Here is a 19334-nt window from a genome sequence, read left to right on the forward strand (position 1 = left end):
GGCCCCGCTTCGCGGATCAATGGGCGCCAGACGACTCAGGGGGACGACATGCGCACGGCGATCCAATCCATGGCCCTGGCCGCCGCACTGGCGATCGCGGCCCCGGCGGCGGCGCAGGACCTGCTGCTCCATGGCGGCCCGATCTACACCGGCGAGGCCAAGGTCGAAGCCCTGGCGGTCAAGGACGGTAAGGTCGTCTTCGCCGGCCCTCTGGCCCAGGCCCGCAAGGCCGCGCCCGGTGCGCGCGACATCGACCTGAAGGGAGCCGCGGCGTTCCCGGGCTTCGTGGACGCCCACGCCCACCTCTCGGGCATCGGTTTCCGTGAGATGACCCTCAATCTCGAGGGAACGCCTTCGGCCGAGGCGCTGGTCGCCACCCTGAAGGCCTGGGCGGACGCCCATCCGGGGACGGACGTGATCTCAGGCCGGGGGTGGATCGAGACCCATTGGCCGGAGAAGCGCTTCCCCAGCCGCGCCGATCTCGACCGCGCCGTTCCCGACCGTCCGGTGGTGCTGGGCCGCGCCGACGGCCACGCCCTGGTCGCCAACTCCAAGATGCTGGCCCTGGCCGGGATCACCCGCGACACCGTCGCGCCGGCCGGCGGCCAGATCCTGAAGGACGCCGCCGGCGAACCGACCGGCATGGTGATCGACAACGCCATGGCCTTGGTGCGCGCCAAGGTCCCGCCGCCGACCCCGGCCGCCGAGGCCGAGGCGGTCCGGCGCGGGGTGGAAGTCTACGCCGCCCGCGGCTGGACCGGCCTGCACAACATGGGCGCCTCCATGCGCGAGGTGACCAACCAGCAGGCCCTGGCGGCCAAGGGCCAGATGCCGATCCGCGTCGATAACTACATGTCGGCCGGCGAAGGCGCCGGCGTGCTCAAGGACGGTCCCTCGCAGGACGCCAGCGGCCTGGTCCGGGTGCGCGGCGTGAAAATGTACATGGACGGGGCCCTGGGCTCGCGCGGCGCGGCGTTGCTGGCGCCCTATTCCGACGCCGAGGGGACCGGCCTGATCCTGACCCCGCGCGAGGTGATCGACGCCGCCCTGGTCAAGGCGCGGGCCTCCGGGGCCCAGATCGCCATTCACGCCATCGGCGACCGCGGCAACCGCATCGTGCTCGACGCCTTCCAACAGGCCTTCGCCGACGACTTGCCGGGCCTGAAGGCGGCGCGCTGGCGGGTGGAGCACGCCCAGGTGCTGTCGCCGGAAGACCTGCCGCGCTTCGCCCAACTCGGCGTGGTCGCCTCGATGCAGCCCTCGCACGCGATCGGCGACCTGTTCTTCGCGCCGGCCCGGCTGGGCCCGCAGCGGCTGAAGGGCGCCTATGCCTGGGAAAGCCTGCTGAAGTCCGGCGCGGTGGTCGCGGCGGGCTCCGACGCGCCGGTGGAGAAGGGCGATCCGCTGGTGGAGTTCTACGCCGCCGCCTACCGCCACGACCTCAAGGGCTTCGCCGGCCCCGACTGGGGACTCGACGAGGCTGTCACCCGGGCCCAGGCCCTGACCATGCTGACCGTCGGCCCGGCCGTCGCCGGCTTCCGCGAGAGCGAACTCGGCAAGCTGGCGCCTGGCCGTCCGGCCGACATCTCGGTGTTCTCGGTCGACCTGATGAGCGCGCCGTTCGCCGACATCGCCAAGGCCCACGCGGTCATGACCGTCGTCGGCGGCAAGGTCGTCTACGAAGCCAAGTAGACCCTAGCCGCGGCGGGCCGTGTAGGCGTCGATCACGGCCTCCGCCGCGCCCACCACTGCGGCGGTCGGGCGGTCGGCGTCGAACAACTGGCTGGTCAGGAAGGCGCCTTCGATCAGCAGCAGCAGGGCGTCGCCCAAGCCGTCGGCGTCAGCTGCGCCCATTTCGCCGGCCATGGTCCGCAGCCGCGCGCGCAGCTCGGCCTTGTGGTCCTGGGCGGTGACGCGGGCCGGGTGTCCGGCTTCGGGATACTCGACCGCGGCGTTGGTCAGGGCGCAGCCGCGATAGGCCTCGTGGTTGGACCGCTCGGCCATGCCGCTGAGATAGTCCAGCAGTTGCGCCTTGGGATCGCCCGGATGGGCGGCGACCGCGGTTTCGAAACGCGCCCAAAAGCCGTCGGCGACTTCGCGCAGCACGGCGGAGGCCAGTTCGTCCTTGGACTTGTAGGTCCGATAGAGGCTGGGCTTGGTGACCCCGGCGCGGGCGACGATCTCGTCCACGCCGACCGCCCGGATGCCCTCGCGATAGAACAGGTCGCGCGCCGTCTCGCGGATCTTGTCGGCGGCGCGGGGGGATGGCGATTTTGCGGGGTCAGTCATGGATACCGTCTTGACGATGTAACTGACCGGTACGTATATCGGGATTCTGAAACTTACAGGTCAGTAACATCATGATAGCCCGCGCCCGACCGTTTGGCCAGAAGTACGCCTTCGTGGCGCTCGCCGTGGTCTTCATCGCCCTGATGGCCGCCGCCGGACTGCGCTCGACTCCCGGCGTGCTGATGCTGCCGCTGGAGCGGGCGTTCGGCTGGGACCGCGGCACGATCTCGGCCGCCGCCGCAGTCGGTATCTTCCTCTATGGCCTGACCGGGCCGTTCGCCGCGGCGCTGATGCAGTCGTTCGGCGTGCGCCGCACGGTCGCCCTAGCCTTTGTGGTCATGGCCGTGTCGACCGCGCTCTCGTCGCTGATGGTCGAGCCCTGGCAGTACGTGGCCACCTGGGGCGTGATGACCGGCGTCGCCTCCGGCGCGGTGGCCATGGTGCTCGGCGCGACGGTGGTGAACCGCTGGTTCGTCGAGCGGCGCGGCCTGATGATGGGACTGCTCAGCGCCTCGGCGGCGAGCGGCTCGCTGGTCTTCCTGCCCGGTCTGGCGGCCCTGGCCGAGGCCGGCGGCTGGCGCCCGGTGGTGCTGACCATCTCGGTGGTGATGGCGGTGCTGGCCCCGCTGGTCTGGTTCCTGCTGCCCGAGAGCCCGGCCGCGATCGGCCAGGCGCCCTATGGCGCGCCGGCCGACTACGTCCCGCCTCAGGCCGCCCCGGCAGGCGGCGCCCTGCGCGGCGCGTTTCGCGCGCTGGGCCGCGCGGCCAAGACCCGCACCTTCTGGCTGCTGTTCGCGGGCTTCTTCGTCTGCGGCCTGACCACCAACGGCCTGGTGGGCGTGCACATGATCGCCATGTGCGCCGATCAGGGCCTGCCGGAGACCCGGGCGGCGACCCTGCTGGCGGTGATGGGCATCTTCGACCTGGTCGGCACCACGGCCTCGGGCTGGCTGACCGACCGCTACGACCCGCGCAAGCTGCTGTTCGTCTACTACGGCCTGCGCGGCCTCTCGCTGATGGTGCTGCCGTTCACCGACTTCTCGATCGTCGCGCTGGGCGTCTTCTCGGTGTTCTACGGCCTCGACTGGATCGCCACCGTGCCGCCGACCGCGCGCCTGGCCACCGAGGCGTTCGGCGACCATGACGGTCCGATCGTGTTCGGCTGGATCGCCGCCGGCCACCAGGCGGGCGCGGCGACGGCCGCAGTGGCTGCAGGAGTTATCCGCGCGACCCAGGGCCGCTACCTGGAAGCCTTCGTCCTGGCCGGCGTCGCCGCCCTGGTCGCGGCGGTCGCCTCGATCATGATCCGGCGGCAGTCCGCCACCGTGGCCCAGGCCGCGACGGCCTAACGCGCCTCGGGCAGGGTCAGCAGCTGATCGCGCGTCTGCCTGGTTTGGATGTCGAAGGTTCCTGGATCATCCCGGTCCGGAACCGCCGTGAGGCCGGTCAGCGGAATGCGGACGCGCCGATCCGGGTTGGGGGAGCGCTGGTCGATCTCGACAAAGAGACTGTTGACCAGCCCATCCGGGCCCAGGACCAGGTCCTCGACCTCGCCGATCTCGCGGCCGCTGGCGTCGATCAGGTCGGCGTCCTCGAGCTGGTCGCGGGTCACGCCCAGCGGGGTGCGGTCTGTGGACTGGGCTGCGGGTTCGCTCGCCATGCAGGTCGCGGCCGCAAAGCCGATCAGCGCAAGTCTCATGAAGGGTCTCCTGATGCCCGCTCCCCGAACGGGCCGGCGACCCTCACGGTTCCGCCTCAGCCCGCCGGGCGGACCGGGACAGCGACGTCGCAGATCGAGAAGTCGGCGCCCTTCTCGGCGCGCAGCTTGTCGACCAGGGCTGCGAAGGCCGGACCGTTCTCGTCCATCACCTCGAAGGCCGGCCGCTCGGCGGCGGACAGGTCGGCGGCGAGGCGGACCTTCAGCATCTTGTCGGGGTCGGCCGGCGGCTCGCCGACCTTGAGCGCCAGGATCACGTCCATGCCGTCCACCGCCCGGCCCCAGACCGTGTAGTCGCGGTCCAGCCGGCGGCTGGCGGCGCGCATGAAGAAGATCTCGGAATTGGCGGTGTTCTCGGCCGCCTGGCGACCCATGCCGGCCACGCCGGGGCAATAGGCGCCCCAGGCCCGCCGCCCGGCCGCAGGATCGCGCTTGGCTTCGGTGTCGGAGGCGGCGACGAACGGCGTCGCGCCCACGAAGCCGGCGATGGCGTCGCTGGCGCGCACCACCACCTTGGCCGGATCGGCGGGCTTCAGCCGGAAGGTGAACTCGGGCGCCAGGTCGGGATGGCGCGAGACGCCGCCGTCCTTGTTGTTGGGGTTGCCGGTCTGGTCGACGAAGTTCTCGATCACCCGGTGGAACTGCAGGCCGTCATAGACGCCTTCGCGGGCCAGGAGCTTGATCCGCTCGACCGCCTTGGGCGCGAAGTCGGGGCGCATCTCGACGACGATCCGGCCCTTGGTGGTGTCGATCACCAGCGTGTTCTGCGGATCGAGCTTGCGCCAGTCGGCGGCGTGGGCGGGCAGGGCGAAGGCGGCGAGTGCAGCGACGAGCGTCCGGATCATGCGGGGACTATCGGTCAAGCTGCCATTCCGGGCCAGTGAAGCTTACTAAGATGTAATGCAAGCTACCTTGCGGTGAACACTACCGCGCGATACACGATACCTCGAACTGGAGGTTCGCTCGTGGCGGAAACCGTACAAGTCCAATTGAAGAAGGGGGTGCTGGAGCTCTGCGTCCTGGCCTTGCTGTCCTCGCACGACAGCTACGCCTACGAGATCGCGAGCCGGCTGGCCGAGGGGATCGATATGGGGGAAGGCACCATCTATCCGCTGATGCGGCGGATGCAGAACGACGGGCTGGTGGAGACCTATCTGGTCGAAAGCCCGGCCGGGCCGCCCCGCAAGTACTACAAGCTGACCGAGACCGGAAAGGCGAGCTTCACCGCGCAAAAGGCGGAATGGGCTGCATTTTCCCGCGCGGTCGCGAAGATTCTGGGAGACGCCGAATGACCCGTCAGGAGTTCATTGACCGGCTGCGGCTCGGGCTCTCCGGCCTGCCGGCCGGCGCCATCAACGACGCGGTCGCCGACTACGAGACCCATTTCGCCGAGGGCGTGGCCGCCGGTCGCACCGAGGCCGAGGTGGCCGAGGCGCTGGGCGATCCCGCCCGCCTGGCCCGCGAGCTGCGCGCCGAGGTCGGCCTCAAGAAGTGGGAAGAGCAGCGCAACCCGACCTCGGCCGCCGGCGCGATCTTCGCCGTGCTGGGCCTCGGGGCCATCGACCTGCTGATCCTGCTGCCGCTGCTGATGGCGGTCGGGGGCGCGCTGTTTGGCCTGATCGTCGGAGCGATCGGCGTCTTCATCGCCGGCGGCGTGGTGTTCGCGGCCGGGCCGTTCCTGGCCCCGCCCGGCGGACCCGTCGCAGCGCTGCTGGCCGGCATCGGCCTGATGGCCCTGGCCGCCTCGGCCGGCGCGATCCTGACGATCATCGTGATCGGCATGGTCAACGCCCTGGTCTGGTACGGCCGTCTGCACTACCGGCTGCTGAAGCCGGCCATCGAACCTCAAGCCTAGGGGCCACAGCCATGATCCGCGTTCTTGTCCTGATCGCCGTCACCGGCTTCCTGGCCGGGGTGGTCGCCTTGGCCGGCGCCGCCGCGCTGGGCGGTCCCGAACTCGCCGCCCGTCACTGGGATTGGTCCGTCGACTGGGACGACCACGATAACCACCCCTCCCGCAGCGAGGACAAACGTCCGGCGAGCGCCGCTGCCGAGGCCGGAGAGACTACCCGCGAACTGGCCTGGGACGGCTCTGCCCAGGCGGTCTTCGAGATCCCGGCGAGCATCGAGTTCACCCAGGCCGCCGGCCCGGGCAAGGTCCGCATTGTCGGTCCCAAGGACGTCGTCGAGCGGGTGAAGCTCAGCAACGGCCACCTGACCCTGGACGGCGACCCGGCCGAATTCGTCCGCCTGCGGGTGGTGATGAGCGCGCCCGCCGTGACCCGCTTCGAGGTCGGCGGCGACGATCGGCTGGAGATCCGCAGCTACAAGCAGGACAAGCTGTCCATCGTCGCCAGCGGCGCCACCGAGGTCGAGGCCGAAGGCGAGACCGCCGCCCTGGACCTGGAGCTCTCCGGCTCGGGCGAGGCCGACCTGTCGGACCTGCGCAGCGAAAAGCTTACCGCCGACGTGTCGGGCAGCGCCCAGGCGACGCTCGCGGCCCGGGACTCGGCCAGCCTCGAGGTCTCCGGATCCGGCTCGGTGAAGCTGAGCGGCCGTCCGGCCCATCTGGACACCGACGTCACCGGTGCCGGCGCGGTCACCTTCGAGGACGGCAGCCGCGCCTCCGACACCGATACGCCGCGCAGGCCGGCGCATGACGCCAAGGAGACCTAGCTGCGGCCCAGCGCCTTAAGGACCACCGGCGCCAGGCCCTGAGCGATCACCCGCACGCCCTGGGCGTTCGGGTGGAAGCCGTCCCGCTGCTTGAGGGCCGGGGTGCGCATGACCCCGGCCAGCAGGTTGGGATAGAGCGCGATCCCCTGGGCCTTGGCGATCGCTGGAAACACCGCCTTGAACTCGCTGGCGTAGGCCCGTCCGATCACCGGCGGCGGGTCCAACCCGGCCAGGACCACCGCGATCTTTCGGGCCTTCAGGCGCGCGACGATCTTCTCGAGATTGGCCTTGGTGCGCTTGGGGTCGATACCTTGCAGCAGGTCGTTGCCGCCCAGGGCGACCAGGCAGACGTCGGTGTCGCTCTGGACGCTGAAGTCGACCCGGGCCAAGCCGCCAGAGGTGGTGTCGCCCGACACCCCGGCGCCGCGCACCAGGGCGTTGGCGCCCCGCTTGCGCAGCTGCGCCTGCAGCTGAACCGGCAGGGCGGCGCTGGTCGGCAGTCCGTAGCCGGCGGTGATCGAGTCCCCCAGGATGGTGACCACGCGCGGCTTTTGGGCGAGGCCAGCTGTGGGCCACGCGGCCAGGGCGCCGGCGATCAGCAGGCGACGGGTCAGCGAAAGGGTGGGTGTCTGCGCCATTCTGCTGTCCTATCTAGGCCGTAACCCGTGAAGCTCAATCTCCTAAGAGGCCCCTTTGTCCGACGCCGTCCCGCCACTGGCCGTAAGGAACGTCTCGCTGACCCTGCCTTCGGCGGCCGGGCCGGTGGAAATCCTTCGCGACCTTAGCTTTTCCGTGGCGCCGCGCGAGCGGGTGGCGATCACCGGACCGTCGGGCTCGGGCAAGTCCAGCCTGATCGCCGTGGCCGCCGGGCTGGAGCAGCCGACCTCGGGCAGCGTCGAGCTGCTCGGGCGCGAACTCTCCAGGCTGAACGAGGACGGCCGCGCCCGGCTGCGGCGCGGCAAGGTCTCGCTGGTCTTCCAGTCGTTTCACCTGCTGCCCAATATGACCGCGCTGGAGAACGTCGCCGCGCCGATGGAGATCGCCGGCATGGCCGATCCCGACGGCGTCGCCCGCGCCTGGCTCGACCGGGTCGGGCTGGCCGGCCGCCTGCGCCACTATCCGCACCAGCTGTCCGGCGGCGAGCAGCAGCGGGTCGCCCTGGCCCGGGCGCTGGCGCCGCGACCGGCCCTGCTGTTCGCCGACGAGCCGACCGGCAACCTCGACGCCGCCAACGCCGCCATGGTCGCCGACCTGCTGTTCGGCCTGGTGGCGGAGGAGGGGGCGGCCATGGTGCTGGTCACCCACGATCCTGATCTCGCCGCCCGCGCAGACCGCCAGGTGCGGCTCAGCGGCGGTCACGCCTGATGCTGGCGCTGCGTTTCGCCCTGCGTGAGTTGCGCTCGGGCGTGAAGGGCTTTCGGATCTTCCTGGCCTGCCTGGCGCTGGGCGTCGCCGCCATCGCCGCGGCCGGTTCGACGGCCGAAGCCTTCCGTCATGGCCTGGCCGGCCAGGCGCGCGAGATCCTCGGCGGCGACCTGGCGGTGACCGTCGAGCAGCGCCGGTTTACGCCGGCGGAGGCCGCCGCCATCGCCAAGGCCGGCCGGATCTCAACCGCGGTCAGCAGCCGCGCCATGGCGGAGTCCTCAGCCGGCGAGCGCCGACTGGTCGAGCTGCGCGGCGTCAGCGCCGCCTATCCGCTGGCCGGCAAGGTGACCTTGGAGGGCGGCGGCGACCTGGCCCACGCCATCGCACCGGCCGCCGACGGGACCGCCGGCGCTGTGGTCGAACGGGTGCTGCTGGAGCGGCTGAACCTCAGGATCGGCGAGCGCATCCTGGTCGGCGAGCTGCCGGTGATCGTCCGCGGCGTGCTGGTCCAGGAGCCGGATCGCCTGTCGCGCGGCTTTGCGCTGGGCCCGCGGGTCCTGGTCCGCCGCGAGGCGGTGGAACAGGGCGGCTTCCTGCAGCCCGGCCTGCCGTTCCTGGAAACCGCCCGCATCGCCTTGCCGGACAACGTCTCGCCGACGCAGGCGCGCAAGGAGCTGCGCAAGACCCTCAAGGACCGGGCCGTGCGGATGCGCGACCGCGAGGACGCCGCGCCGGGCGTGCGCTGGCTGATCGACCAGCTAGAATACTTCCTCGGCTTCATTGGCCTGGCCTCGCTGGTCGCCGGGGGGCTCGGGGTCTTTGGCGCGGTCACCGCCTTCCTGGAGGAGCGCAAGCCGTCGATCGCGGTGCTCAAAGCGCTGGGCGCGGAGGGCGGCTTCATCCGCAATCTCTATCTGGCGCAGATCGGGGTGCTGGCGGTGCTGGGCGTCGCCATCGGCCTGGCGCTGGGGGCGGCCGCGCCGTTCGTGCTGGCCGGCCTCATCCCCGAGGACCTGCCGGTCCCAGCGCTGTTTGCGGTCTATCCGGGGCCGTTGCTGCGGGCCGGGGCGTTTGGGTTGCTGTCGGCCGCCGCCTTCGCCCTGGTCCCGCTGGCCCGGGCGCGTTCGACGCCGCCGGCCAGCCTGTTTCGCCACGACGCCCGCGGTGCGTTGACGTTCAGCGTCGAGACCATCGGCGCGGGCCTCGCCGCCCTGTCGCTGGCGGTGCTGTCGGTGCTCACGGCTCCGACGCCGCTGGCCGCGGGGTTGATGATCGGCGGCGTCGCCGTCTCCTTCGTCCTGTTGTGGGGGCTCGGCCGGCTGGCGGCGCGCGCCGCCGGGCAGTTCCGGGGCAGGACGCGAGGGGCGCTGCGCATGGGCCTGGCCAACCTGGCCGGGCCGCGGTCGGCCGCGCGCACGGCGGCGCCGGCCATCGGCCTTGGGGTCGGCCTGCTGGCGGCGGTGGTGCTGATCCAGTCCAGCCTGCTGCGCCAGGTGGCCGAGGTCGCGCCGCGCACCGCTCCAGCCCTGGTGTTCACCGACATTCCCGGCGACCAGGCGGCGAGGTTCGACCAGGTGGTGGCCGCTGGCTTCGGCCAGAAGCTGACCGCCGACAACTATCTGCGCGCGCCGTTCCTGACCGGGCGGATCGTGCGGCTGAACGGCAAGCCGCTGGACCGCAAGACCATCCCCGAGCGCGAGCGCTGGGCCTATGACAACGACATCTCGATCTCGGCCATCGGCCCCGAGCCGGTCGACCCGGAGATCGTCGAGGGCCGCTGGTGGCCGGCGAACTATTCCGGCCCGCCCTTGCTGGCCATGGAGGTCGAGGCGGCTCGCGGCGGCGGGCTGAAGGTCGGCGATCGAGTGACCCTGTCGGTGCTCGGGCGCGAGATTGAGGCGAAGATCGCCGTCCTGCGCAAGGTCGATGTCGGCGGCTTCGGCGCCAGCTTCCCGTTGATCCTCACGCCTTCGGCCCTGGAAGGGGCGGAGCTGCGCCATGTCGCCATCGCCAAGGCCAATAGGGACCAAGAGGCGCGGGTGACGCGCGCGCTAGGCCGCGACTTCCCGGAGGTGAACGTCATTTCGGTGCGCGAGCAGCTGGAGGCGGCCACGGACCTGTTCGACCGCCTGGCCCTGGCCATACGCGCCGCCGCGGCGGTGGCGGCCCTGGCCGGGCTGCTGGTGCTGACCGGCGCCATCGCCGCGCGCGCCCAGGCGCGGACCCGCGAAGCCTCGATCCTCAAGGTGCTGGGCGCCTCGCGGCTGCAGGTGCTGGCCGCCTATGTGCTGGAATACGGGGCGGTTGGGCTGATCGCCGGCGTCACCGGCGTGGGGCTCGGCGCGATCGCGGCCTGGCCCGTTGTGACACAGGTGTTCAAGGCCGATTGGGCGATCGATTGGTCCGGCGTCGCCGCCCTGGTGCTGGGCGCGGCCTTGCTGGCCGGTTTGGGCGGCGTGCTGGCCTCGCTGCATGCGCTCGCCAAGCGTCCTGCGGCGGCTCTTCGAACAGAGTGAATCCGCCTTAAGAATCTGGTCACCGATGCAGCGGCGTATTTCCCCCATGAGGTCCGCCCGTTCCAGTCCCGCTTTCGATCATGGCGCAGCGCTTCGCGTGCCGCCGCCCAACGACACCCGCAGTTGGCACAAGCTCTGGGCCTGGCTCGGAGAAGACGCCCACGCCATGACCGAGGCCGGCGCGGTGCAGGTCTGCACCCCGGAGGGCTGGGCCATCGCCCAGTCCGGCGACTGGATCGTGCTGTCGGTCAGCGGCGACTTCCATGTCGCCCATACTGGCCGGACCTGGGACGCCTAAAAATAGGGGCCGCCCGTCTCGCGACGCGCGGCCCTGTTCCACCAATATTCTGTCGGGTTAGGCCGCGGCGAAGGCCAGGCGGCGGCGCGAGCTGCGCGCCATCGAGCCCACGGCGCCGAAGCCGATGATCATCATCGCCCAGGTGGCCGGTTCCGGCACAGCGCTGGCGATGCCCGCGCTCTTGATGGTGATGTTGTCGAGGATCAGGCGGTCGGTCTCGCCGGCGTCGAAGTTCTTGTCGAAGATGTTCTGAACCCGCAGTTCGTCGAACAGCGTGCCGTTCGTGCCCAGGAAGCCGACGGTCTTCAGGCTCGAATTGACGTTGCCGAGCGAGCCCGTGTAGCCGCTGGAGATCAGCGAGCCGTTGTTGAACAGCTGGTACTGCAGGCGCGATCCGCCGGTCCAGTTGGTGGTGCCGGCCAGAAATTCGATGGCGCTGAAGTCGGCGCCGCTGGCCAGCGAGATCTTGGTGTAGCCGTTGCCGCCATTGTACGGGGTCCAGCTGTTCTGGCCGACGGCGTCCTGGGTGGTCAGGATCCACGGGTCGCTGCCGACGTACTGGACCTTGATCCCGCCTTCAGTGTAGGCGGTCGAGCCGTTGTAGAAGGTCGAAGAGAAGCCTTCGAAGCCGTTGAAGCTGTTCCCAGCGGCGCTCAGGAAGTCGCTGTTCTGTACGGTGACGCCGGCGTTGGCGGCGGTGGTGATCGACAGGCCGGCGATGAGCGCGACGGCGAAACCCTTGAAGTTCATGTTCAGCCCCTTGGTGCGGGTCGCCTGCGCGTCCCAAAATGAAATTCGATGCAGGGGCTCTCGCAAGGCTGGCGCCAACCAGCAGGCGAGTTTGTCGGCTTTCGAGGGAATAATGTCGTTCCATAGGCGAGCGCCCAGGCGTTAGCTGGCGTCTCCCATCTGGAGCATCCCATGCTGCTGCTGAAGCCAAACTGCGAATGCTGCGACCGAGACCTGCCGCCGGAGTCGGAAGCCGCGCGCGTCTGCTCTTTCGAATGCACCTTCTGCGCGGACTGCGTGGACGAGGTGCTGAAGGGCGCATGCCCCAACTGCGGTGGAAACCTGGTTCCGCGTCCGATCCGGCCGCCGGCCGCGCTCGCACGCTTCCCGGCGTCAGCCGAGCGGGTGCTCAGCAAGGACGGTCCGTGCGTGGAGCGGCAGCGCCGGATGGCCTAGGCCGCGCGCAGGGCGGTCCAGGCTTTCTGGACAGTGGCCAGACGCTCTTCGGTGTTGGTTTCGATATTCGTCTGGGCGTCGAACGAGACGCCGGTCAGGTCGCCGCGGCGCCAGCGCACGCGCACGTCGTAGACCATGCCGCCGAGCAGCTGCAGCACCACGAACCGCGAGGGCAGGGGGTAGATCGCGGAGATCGACAGGCGTGCGCCGCCCTTGCTCAGGTCGACGATGGTGCAATCGGCCCAGTGGGCCATGCCCTGTCCGTAGAACACGCGGGCGCGCAGCGCCGTCGGCTCACGGGGATGCTCTCTGCGATCGTCATAGTCTATCGGCGTGGTCACGAGATCATTCCTGACAGGAAACGCTTTCGGCAGGCTTAACTGTACGGAGGCGTCGGGCGGCACCAAAGCCACAAAACATTGATATATGAAAGGTGACGCTTCGTCGCGCCAACCGAAAAACTTGGGGCCGGCTTAGAGTTTCGGGCGCGCCATCGACGCGCTGCCGCGCCATAAGGCGCTCCATGTTCGCGAGACTTGCAGCCGCCCTGGCCAGGCCCACGCCCATCCGTTTCGCCGATGTCTGGCGCGCCGGTCTTGGCAGCCTGGCCGGCGTGGCCGTCACCGCCGTCGTGGCTCGCCTCGCCGCGGGGGGCGATCTCGCCCTCGGGCCGTTGCTGGTCGGGCCGATCGGCGCCTCGGCGGTGCTGCTGTTCGCAGTGCCGGCCAGCCCGCTCGCCCAGCCGCGCGCCGTGGTCGGCGGCAACGTGCTGTCGGCCCTGGTCGGCGTGACCTGCGCGCTGCTCGTGCCAGAGCCGACCCTGGCCGCGATGCTGGCGGTGTCGCTCTCCATCGTGTTGATGTCGCTGCTCGGCTGCCTGCATCCGCCAGGCGGAGCGATGGCGCTGACGGCGGTGATCGGCGGACCGGCGGTCACCTCGCTCGGCTACGGCTTCGTCCTGGTCCCGGTGGCGCTGTGCTCGGTGCTGATGGTGCTGGCCGCCGTGGGGATCAACCGGCTGATGGGCCGCTCCTATCCGCACAAGGTCGCTGCGCCCGCCAGCCCGCACGCCACCAAGGACGCCGCCCCCCAATCCCGGGTCGGCTACACCGCCCAGGACCTCGACGATGCCCTGGCCCAGTACGGCGAACTACTCGACGTCAGCCGTGAGGACCTCGACGCCCTGTTCCGCCAGGTAGAGCTGAAGGCGCACAAGCGGCTGCACTCGGCGATCCTCTGCGGCGAGATCATGTCGCGCGACGTGATCACCGTCGACGTCCACCAGAGCGCCGAAAGCGCCCTGGCCTTCCTGCAATCGCACGACCTGCGCACTGCGCCGGTGATCGACGCCCAGCGGCGAGTGGTCGGCATGGTCCGCCGGGCCGAACTGCTGGCCGCGCGAAGCCGCTCGGTGGAGACCGCGCTCGATCCGTTCATGCACCGCGTGCGCGAGCGCACCCCGGTCGAGGCGCTGTTGCCGCTGCTGTCCAGCGGCGCGGCGCACGAGGCCCTGGTCGTCGACGAGAACCGGGTGCTGGTCGGCATCATCACCCAGACCGATCTGATCGCCGTGCTCTACCGCGCCCACATCGTCGAGGCGGTAGTCGCCGAGCGCACAGCCGCCTGATCTGCGATTAGTCAGAGCCACGACCGAGATTTCGGCGCCGGCGGGCTAGAATCGGTGTTCGACCCCGTCGTATCGAAGGAGCGTGCGGGCGGATCCCCCGCGCGAGCCCGCTGTACGGAGGCACCTGGCTTTGGAAGACACTCTACGGCGCGCTGCGCTCGCCTATCACCAGTCCGGTCGGCCGGGGAAGCTGAGCGTCGAACCCACCAAGCCGATGGCCACCCAGCGCGACCTGGCCCTGGCTTACTCGCCGGGCGTGGCGGCGGCCTGCGACGCCATCGTCGAGGACCCGGCCTGGGCCGAGAAGCTCACGGCCCGCGGCAATCTGGTTGCGGTGATCACCGACGGCACCGCGGTGCTCGGCCTGGGCAATATCGGGCCGCTGGCCTCCAAGCCGGTGATGGAGGGCAAGGCGGTGCTCTTCAAAAAGTTCGCCGGCATCGACGTCTTCGACCTCGAGGTCGACTCCTCCAGCCCGGACCATTTCGTCGAGGTGGTGGCGGCCCTGGAGCCGACCTTCGGCGGCATCAACCTCGAGGACATCAAGGCCCCCGAGTGCTTCTACATCGAGCGCGCGCTGCGGGCCCGGATGAACATCCCGGTCTTCCATGACGACCAGCACGGCACGGCCATCGTCTGCGCGGCGGCGGTGCGGAACGCCCTGACTATCCAGGGCAAGGCGCTGGAGGAGGTCAAGCTGGTCACCTCGGGCGCCGGCGCGGCCGCCCTGGCCTGCGTCGACCTGCTGGTCAGCATGGGGCTGCCGGCCGACAACGTCACCCTGACCGACATCAACGGCGTGGTGCACAAGGATCGCGGCGACCTGACGCCCGAGCTGGAACGCTACGCCCGCAAGACCGACGCCCGGGCGCTGCCCGACGTGCTGGTCGGCGCCGACATCTTCCTGGGCCTCTCGGCCCCGCGGGTGCTGAAGGCCGAATGGCTGCCGCTGCTGGCCGACAGCCCGCTGATCATGGCGCTGGCCAATCCGGAGCCCGAGATCCTGCCCGAGCTGGTGATGGCCAGCCGGCCGGACGCCATCGTCGCCACCGGCCGCTCGGACTACCCGAACCAGGTCAACAACGTCCTCTGCTTCCCGTTCATCTTCCGCGGGGCGCTGGACGTCGGCGCCACCGAGATCAACGAGGCGATGAAGCGCGCGGCCGCCGAGGCCATCGCCGAGCTGGCCCGAGTCGAGGCCAGCGAGGTCGTGGCCAGCGCCTATGCCGGCCAGGCCCAGCTGTTCGGCCGCGACTATGTGATCCCCAAGCCGTTCGACCCGCGGCTGATCCTCGAAATCGCCCCGGCCGTGGCCAAGGCGGCGATGGACTCCGGCGTCGCCCGCAGACCGATCGCGGACTTCGACGCCTATCGCCGCGAACTGGAAGGCTATGTCTACCGCTCCGGCCAGTTGATGCGTCCGGTGTTCGCCCAGGCCCGCGACAGCAAGCGCCGCATCGCCTACGCCGAGGGCGAGGATGAGCGCGTCCTGCGCGGCGTCCAGACCGTGGTCGACGAGCAGCTCGCCCGGCCGGTGCTGATCGGCCACCGCGAGACCATCGAGGCCAAGGTGCGCGAACTGGGTCTGCGCCTGACCCCCGACGTCGACATCGAAATCTTCGATCCGGACGTGGACCCGTCGGTGGAGGACATCTCGGCCGAGTACCGCGCCATCGTCGAGCGGCGCGGCGTGCCGCCGGCGGCGGCCAACCGGCGCGTGGTGACCCGTCCGACCGTGACGGCGGCGATGCTGCTGCGGCGAGGGATGGTGGACGGGGCCCTGGTCGGCGGCGGCGGCGATTGGTGGCGGCACTTCACCTATGCGACTCCGGTGATCCCGGCTCGCCCGGGCGTCTCGCGCATCTCGGCGCTGTCGGGCGTGATCATGCCCAAGGGCGCGCTGTTCTTCTGCGACACCCACGTCAACGTCGACCCGACCGCCGAGCAGATCGCCGAGGCGACCATCCTGGCGGCCGAGGCGGTGCGCGGCTTCGGCATCACGCCGAAGGTGGCGCTGCTCTCGCACTCCAGCTTCGGGTCATCGAACTCGCCTTCGGCCCGCAAGATGCGCCAGGCCCTGGCCATCGTCCGTAGTCTCGACCCGCAGCTCGAGGTGGACGGCGAGATGCACGGCGACGCCGCGCTCTCCCAGGACGTCCGCGCCCGCTACATTTCGGGCGGAGCATTCGAGGGCGACGCCAACCTGCTGATCGCGCCGTCCCTGGACGCCGCCAACATCGCCCTGACGCTGGTCAGCGCGGTCACGGAGGGCGTCGAGGTCGGACCGCTGCTGCTGGGCCTTTCGCGGCCCCTGCACGTGCTCAGCCCAACCGCGACGGCGCGTGGGGTGGTCAACATGACGGCCCTGGTCGCCAGCCAGGCCGTCGTCGCCAAGGGCTAGGGTGGGGCGCGGGGAGCCGCCATCCGGCTCAGGTCGGCAGGCCCGGCGTTCTGTTGAGGCGCCGTCGACGCCGCAGCATGATCCCGGCGACGCCGACCCCGGCGATCATCATCAGCCAGGTGGCCGGCTCGGGCACAACCGAGGCCGCGGCCGGCACGGTCGAGGCCGCCTGGGGCGCGATCGTGGCCGCGATGTTGTCGAGCTCGAAGGAGTGGCCGCTCGACGAGAAGATCACCTGGGTGACCCGGTGGTCGCCAAACTGGTAGGTCATCCGTCGGCCGATCGACTGGTCGCCATTGAACGATCCGCCAGCCAGGGCTGAGCCGCTCAGGGTCTCGTCATAGCCGTTCAAGCCGATGAACCTGATGCTGTTGTAGGAGTCCGGCGAGCCGATATAGACGCTGAGCTCGCTGAGCAGGGGCGTGAACAGTGTGGCGTTCCCGCCCTGCTGGATGGCCAGGTAGTGGCTGGTCGTGCCGGGCGGCGGCGCCGCGATTCCGGAGATCAGTCCGAGCAATCCATCGAAGATCCCAGCCGGACCGTTCAGGATGAGGTTGAAGCTGGGGGCGATGAGGCCATCGAAATCAGAGACCAATTGCTGGCCGACCGGTGGAGTGTCCACGCCGCCGGACAGAACGGTCAGGGATTCGGCGTTGCTGGCCGTTATGAGACTGGCGGCCATGGCGACCGCGGCGACGTTGATCTTGAGGCCCACGAGTTGTCTCCTCAGCTTGCTATGCGATGTCGATGAGGTGTTCCGGAGTGGGTCGGCAATGGGGCGAACGGCTGCGGCCCAGTCGGCGGCAAAATACTATCGCTATTCTGTTCTTGAGCTCACGAGAGTCAAAAATAGACAGCGCATCTAGGCGTGCATGATCTGTGGGTTTCCCGACTCTCCGGATTATACCCAGAGAACCCCGGGTGGATGCTTAAAGTTCCACGTCGATTCTTGAGACGGGCCGGCGCCTATCTGTTGGCGACGCAGCTTGCGTCTGAACGGCCTGACGCCCGTTCGCGATCACCTGCCTCGGCGGCGCGGCCACTTATCTGCTGGCCGGCAGCCTGTTCCAGGCGCGCTAAGCCCTCCGCGCCTAGCACGGAGGGGATTCACCGGGGTTCGTCTTAGAACGGGGCGACCGTGACGCCTGGGCGCTCATTGTCCCAGATCATCGAGACGATCCGCCAACCGAGATCGGGGTCGCGGAAAAATTGGATCGAATTGATCCCGCGGCGTTCGGGATTTGCGTCGTCCGGCGCGCTCCTGGCCTCGTACAGGCTCCAGACCTGGGCCATATTTCCGAGGCGGTCGATGCGCCGGGCGATCTCGACCTCGAAGAAGTCGGTCGCGTCGAAGAAGGGCGTGGTGTCCCGCCTGTAGTCGTCGCGGTCCATGGCCTTCATCCAGGCCCGCCCTGTTTCATCTACGCCGGTGCGCCGTTGCAGGGCGCCGGGCGCGAAGCAGGCGGCCTGCCGCTCCCAGTCCCGCGGCCCCTTGGGCCCCGAGATCGAGTCGTAGAGGTTATCCAGCAACGCTTCGATGGCGCGAATATCCGGGTCGCTCATGGGGGCTCCTTAATTTGTCGGGCTTGGGATGGGCTCGGGCGTCAGGCGGATGCTGGCGGCCACGATGGAGAGTCCGTTGCGCCGGAAGCTGGCCGAGCGCGTGTAGATAGGGTTGTCGGCGTCCATGATCGGCACGGCCGAGACGGATCGGAGATATTCCCGTTCCACCTCGTCCCAGATCGGACACGAGGCGTCGCCGGGCAGCTGGTTGGCGCTCTCGCTGAGGGTTTCGATCGCGGGCAGGCGCAGGTGCGGGAAATTCACTCCGCGGGGCGGCGTGGGGCCCGAAGTGAACATCAGCAACCGGTTCGGCAGCGAAACGATGATCGGGACCCAGTTGATGTCGTACTCGCTGGTCCCGAACAGGACCTCTGCGATTACTGGCCCGGCGACGCTGCGGGCCTTCACCTCGACGCCGATTGCGCGCCATTGGGCCACGGCCAGCTCGGCGGCGGCGTTCATCAGCGACACATCGACCAGTTCACGGTCGTAGACCATCTGCAGGCTAAGCCGCCGCCCGTCCTTCACCCGAACGCCGTCCGGGCCGACAATCCAACCGGCGCGGTCGAGCAGGCGCGCGGCCGCAACGGGATCAAATGGCGGCGATGCGCCGGTGGCGGTGTCGGTGGTGCATGCCATCGGGTCGGCCCCGGCCAGCCGCCGCGCAGGCAGAGCCCAGCGTCCGCCGCCTCCTGCCGCGCGAGCGATCATGTCGCTGCTGATCGCCATGGACAGGGCACGGCGGATTTCCATGTCGCCGGTGACGCGTCCGGGCGCCTGGTTGAACCACATCTGGATCGCGGGGCTCCGCGTGGTCACGGCCCGGAAGCCGGCCGCCTCCAGGCGCTGCCGGTCGGGCCCGTTGACGCCGGCGGCGGTGAGCTGACCGGCGAGCAGCAGGTTCGCAGCGGTTGTGGGGTTGGCGATCATCCGGAACTCGACCCGTTTGGGCAGCCCCGGCGTGCGCGACGTCGCGCCGTCCGGACCCCACTCGTACCCCTGGCGAAGTTCGAACGCGTAGCTCTCGTTGGGTTGCGCCCGGACCAGCCGATAGAGGCCGGTGCCCTCGGTGCCGCGGCCCAGCCTGGTGCGGTCGCGCAGGCCCGGGCGGCAGACGATCGGCACCGCGCCGGTTATGTCGAGCAGGAAGCTGTTGGGCTTGGGCGCTGTGAGGGTGATCGTACGCGCCGCGGCGTCGAAGCTGACCTTCGAGCCGACCGGGGCGCCGGCTCCCAGCAGCGTCGAACCGTTCTTCGGGTCGAGGATGTAGGCGAAGTTGTCGGCGACGTCGGCGGCCGTCAGGGGCGAGCCGTCGGCGCAGGTGGCGTTGTCGCGCAGCCGGTAGGTGATCGCCGTGCTCGTTTGAGACCATGACTGCGCCAGACCTGGTTGGGGCCGCAGGTCGGCGCCGCGCACCACCAGTCCGTCATAGGCGAAGGCCAGCATGAACGCCGGCCCATAGGTCGCCGCATGGTGAGGATCCAGGCTGCCCGGATCTGCGGGAAGGGCGATGGTGAACAGGGATGCGTCCCTGGCCGCCTGCTCGGGGCGATCGCAGGCGGCCATGGCGAGCGGCAGCAGTCCCCCCGCCGCCATGGTCGCAAGCCGGAGTATAGCCCTTGATATCGTCAGCACCCGACGCGTCTCCCTAAGCGCTCAGACCAGCCGCGCCAGACTTGCAATCATCGGGAAGGTGG

20 protein-coding genes are annotated in these 19334 nt (G+C 69.9%); 11 read left to right on the plus strand and 9 right to left on the minus strand.

Annotation, left to right across the window (positions count from 1 at the left end):
* Nucleotides 1-48 precede the first annotated feature (48 nt).
* Nucleotides 49-1692, plus strand: coding sequence for an amidohydrolase (locus tag AC1DQJ_RS00290; protein ID WP_477599111.1), 1644 nt, complete (start codon nucleotides 49-51; stop codon nucleotides 1690-1692).
* Nucleotides 1693-1695: 3 nt separating this feature from the next.
* Here the strand turns inward: AC1DQJ_RS00290 and AC1DQJ_RS00295 are convergent, their stop codons facing one another.
* Nucleotides 1696-2289 carry a TetR/AcrR family transcriptional regulator gene (locus AC1DQJ_RS00295; RefSeq protein WP_477599113.1) on the minus strand — a complete coding sequence of 198 codons (594 nt, stop codon included), beginning with the start codon at nucleotides 2287-2289 and terminating at the stop codon, nucleotides 1696-1698.
* A 71-nt stretch (nucleotides 2290-2360) separates the two neighbouring features.
* On the opposite strand from AC1DQJ_RS00295, the gene AC1DQJ_RS00300 reads away from it, so the two are divergent.
* A complete protein-coding gene (locus tag AC1DQJ_RS00300) occupies nucleotides 2361-3638 on the plus strand; it encodes an MFS transporter (RefSeq protein ID WP_477599115.1) in 1278 nt (425 codons plus the stop codon).
* On the opposite strand, the gene AC1DQJ_RS00305 is transcribed toward AC1DQJ_RS00300, so the two are convergent.
* Nucleotides 3635-3988 (minus strand): PRC-barrel domain-containing protein, encoded by a 354-nt coding sequence (locus AC1DQJ_RS00305; protein ID WP_477599117.1) that lies wholly within the window; start codon nucleotides 3986-3988, stop codon nucleotides 3635-3637. The two genes, AC1DQJ_RS00300 and AC1DQJ_RS00305, sit on opposite strands and share 4 nt — an antisense overlap.
* Nucleotides 3989-4044: 56 nt before the next feature.
* Nucleotides 4045-4851 (minus strand): peptidylprolyl isomerase, encoded by an 807-nt coding sequence (locus AC1DQJ_RS00310; RefSeq protein ID WP_477599119.1) that lies wholly within the window; start codon nucleotides 4849-4851, stop codon nucleotides 4045-4047.
* Between the two features lie 120 nt (nucleotides 4852-4971).
* On the opposite strand from AC1DQJ_RS00310, the gene AC1DQJ_RS00315 reads away from it, so the two are divergent.
* From AC1DQJ_RS00315 to AC1DQJ_RS00325, 3 genes are read left to right on the plus strand one after another with little or no spacing between them, the layout of a single operon-like run.
* On the plus strand, nucleotides 4972-5298 hold the full coding sequence (locus tag AC1DQJ_RS00315; protein WP_477599121.1) for a PadR family transcriptional regulator: 327 nt from the start codon (nucleotides 4972-4974) through the stop codon (nucleotides 5296-5298).
* Complete coding sequence (locus tag AC1DQJ_RS00320; protein WP_477599123.1) at nucleotides 5295-5861, plus strand: DUF1700 domain-containing protein; 567 nt, start codon at nucleotides 5295-5297, stop codon at nucleotides 5859-5861. Before AC1DQJ_RS00315 ends, AC1DQJ_RS00320 begins: the two co-directional genes overlap by 4 nt.
* An 11-nt stretch (nucleotides 5862-5872) precedes the next feature.
* On the plus strand, nucleotides 5873-6682 hold the full coding sequence (locus tag AC1DQJ_RS00325; RefSeq protein WP_477599125.1) for a GIN domain-containing protein: 810 nt from the start codon (nucleotides 5873-5875) through the stop codon (nucleotides 6680-6682).
* Here AC1DQJ_RS00325 and AC1DQJ_RS00330 read toward each other — a convergent pair.
* Nucleotides 6679-7320: an arylesterase gene (locus AC1DQJ_RS00330; RefSeq protein ID WP_477599127.1), complete on the minus strand. Its 642-nt coding sequence runs from the start codon at nucleotides 7318-7320 to the stop codon at nucleotides 6679-6681. The genes AC1DQJ_RS00325 and AC1DQJ_RS00330 overlap by 4 nt on opposite strands.
* Nucleotides 7321-7375: 55 nt before the next feature.
* Here AC1DQJ_RS00330 and AC1DQJ_RS00335 point away from each other — a divergent pair, with 55 nt between their 5' ends.
* The 3 genes from AC1DQJ_RS00335 to AC1DQJ_RS00345 are packed head-to-tail and all read left to right on the plus strand — an operon-like array spanning nucleotide 7376 to nucleotide 10861.
* On the plus strand, nucleotides 7376-8047 hold the full coding sequence (locus AC1DQJ_RS00335; protein WP_477599129.1) for an ABC transporter ATP-binding protein: 672 nt from the start codon (nucleotides 7376-7378) through the stop codon (nucleotides 8045-8047).
* Nucleotides 8047-10563 carry an ABC transporter permease gene (locus tag AC1DQJ_RS00340; protein WP_477599131.1) on the plus strand — a complete coding sequence of 839 codons (2517 nt, stop codon included), beginning with the start codon at nucleotides 8047-8049 and terminating at the stop codon, nucleotides 10561-10563. The genes AC1DQJ_RS00335 and AC1DQJ_RS00340 overlap by 1 nt, the downstream gene beginning before the upstream one ends.
* A 46-nt stretch (nucleotides 10564-10609) precedes the next feature.
* On the plus strand, nucleotides 10610-10861 hold the full coding sequence (locus tag AC1DQJ_RS00345) for a hypothetical protein (RefSeq protein ID WP_477599133.1): 252 nt from the start codon (nucleotides 10610-10612) through the stop codon (nucleotides 10859-10861).
* Nucleotides 10862-10918: 57 nt separating this feature from the next.
* On the opposite strand, the gene AC1DQJ_RS00350 is transcribed toward AC1DQJ_RS00345, so the two are convergent.
* A complete protein-coding gene (locus AC1DQJ_RS00350) occupies nucleotides 10919-11677 on the minus strand; it encodes a PEPxxWA-CTERM sorting domain-containing protein (protein WP_477599135.1) in 759 nt (252 codons plus the stop codon).
* A gap of 105 nt (nucleotides 11678-11782) precedes the next feature.
* Here AC1DQJ_RS00350 and AC1DQJ_RS00355 point away from each other — a divergent pair, with 105 nt between their 5' ends.
* On the plus strand, nucleotides 11783-12046 hold the full coding sequence (locus tag AC1DQJ_RS00355; RefSeq protein ID WP_477599137.1) for a DUF1272 domain-containing protein: 264 nt from the start codon (nucleotides 11783-11785) through the stop codon (nucleotides 12044-12046).
* Here AC1DQJ_RS00355 and AC1DQJ_RS00360 read toward each other — a convergent pair.
* The gene (locus tag AC1DQJ_RS00360; RefSeq protein WP_477599139.1) at nucleotides 12043-12387 is read right to left on the minus strand and encodes a PilZ domain-containing protein; all 345 of its coding nucleotides are present in this window, start codon (nucleotides 12385-12387) and stop codon (nucleotides 12043-12045) included. The two genes, AC1DQJ_RS00355 and AC1DQJ_RS00360, sit on opposite strands and share 4 nt — an antisense overlap.
* A 182-nt stretch (nucleotides 12388-12569) precedes the next feature.
* Here AC1DQJ_RS00360 and AC1DQJ_RS00365 point away from each other — a divergent pair, with 182 nt between their 5' ends.
* Together AC1DQJ_RS00365 and AC1DQJ_RS00370 are read left to right on the plus strand one after the other, a co-directional pair.
* Nucleotides 12570-13673, plus strand: a complete 1104-nt coding sequence (locus tag AC1DQJ_RS00365) for an HPP family protein (RefSeq protein WP_477599141.1) — start codon at nucleotides 12570-12572, stop codon at nucleotides 13671-13673.
* A 130-nt stretch (nucleotides 13674-13803) separates the two neighbouring features.
* Nucleotides 13804-16074 carry an NADP-dependent malic enzyme gene (locus AC1DQJ_RS00370; RefSeq protein ID WP_477599143.1) on the plus strand — a complete coding sequence of 757 codons (2271 nt, stop codon included), beginning with the start codon at nucleotides 13804-13806 and terminating at the stop codon, nucleotides 16072-16074.
* Between the two features lie 28 nt (nucleotides 16075-16102).
* On the opposite strand, the gene AC1DQJ_RS00375 is transcribed toward AC1DQJ_RS00370, so the two are convergent.
* From AC1DQJ_RS00375 to AC1DQJ_RS00385, 3 genes are all read right to left on the minus strand, one after another.
* Nucleotides 16103-16789, minus strand: coding sequence for a PEPxxWA-CTERM sorting domain-containing protein (locus tag AC1DQJ_RS00375; RefSeq protein WP_477599145.1), 687 nt, complete (start codon nucleotides 16787-16789; stop codon nucleotides 16103-16105).
* 407 nt (nucleotides 16790-17196) lie between these two features.
* On the minus strand, nucleotides 17197-17637 hold the full coding sequence (locus AC1DQJ_RS00380) for a nuclear transport factor 2 family protein (protein WP_477599147.1): 441 nt from the start codon (nucleotides 17635-17637) through the stop codon (nucleotides 17197-17199).
* Nucleotides 17638-17646: 9 nt separating this feature from the next.
* Nucleotides 17647-19233, minus strand: coding sequence for an ABC transporter substrate-binding protein (locus AC1DQJ_RS00385; RefSeq protein WP_477599149.1), 1587 nt, complete (start codon nucleotides 19231-19233; stop codon nucleotides 17647-17649).
* Nucleotides 19234-19334: the final 101 nt, after the last annotated feature.

The organism is Phenylobacterium sp. P4_E10 (assembly GCF_056401675.1).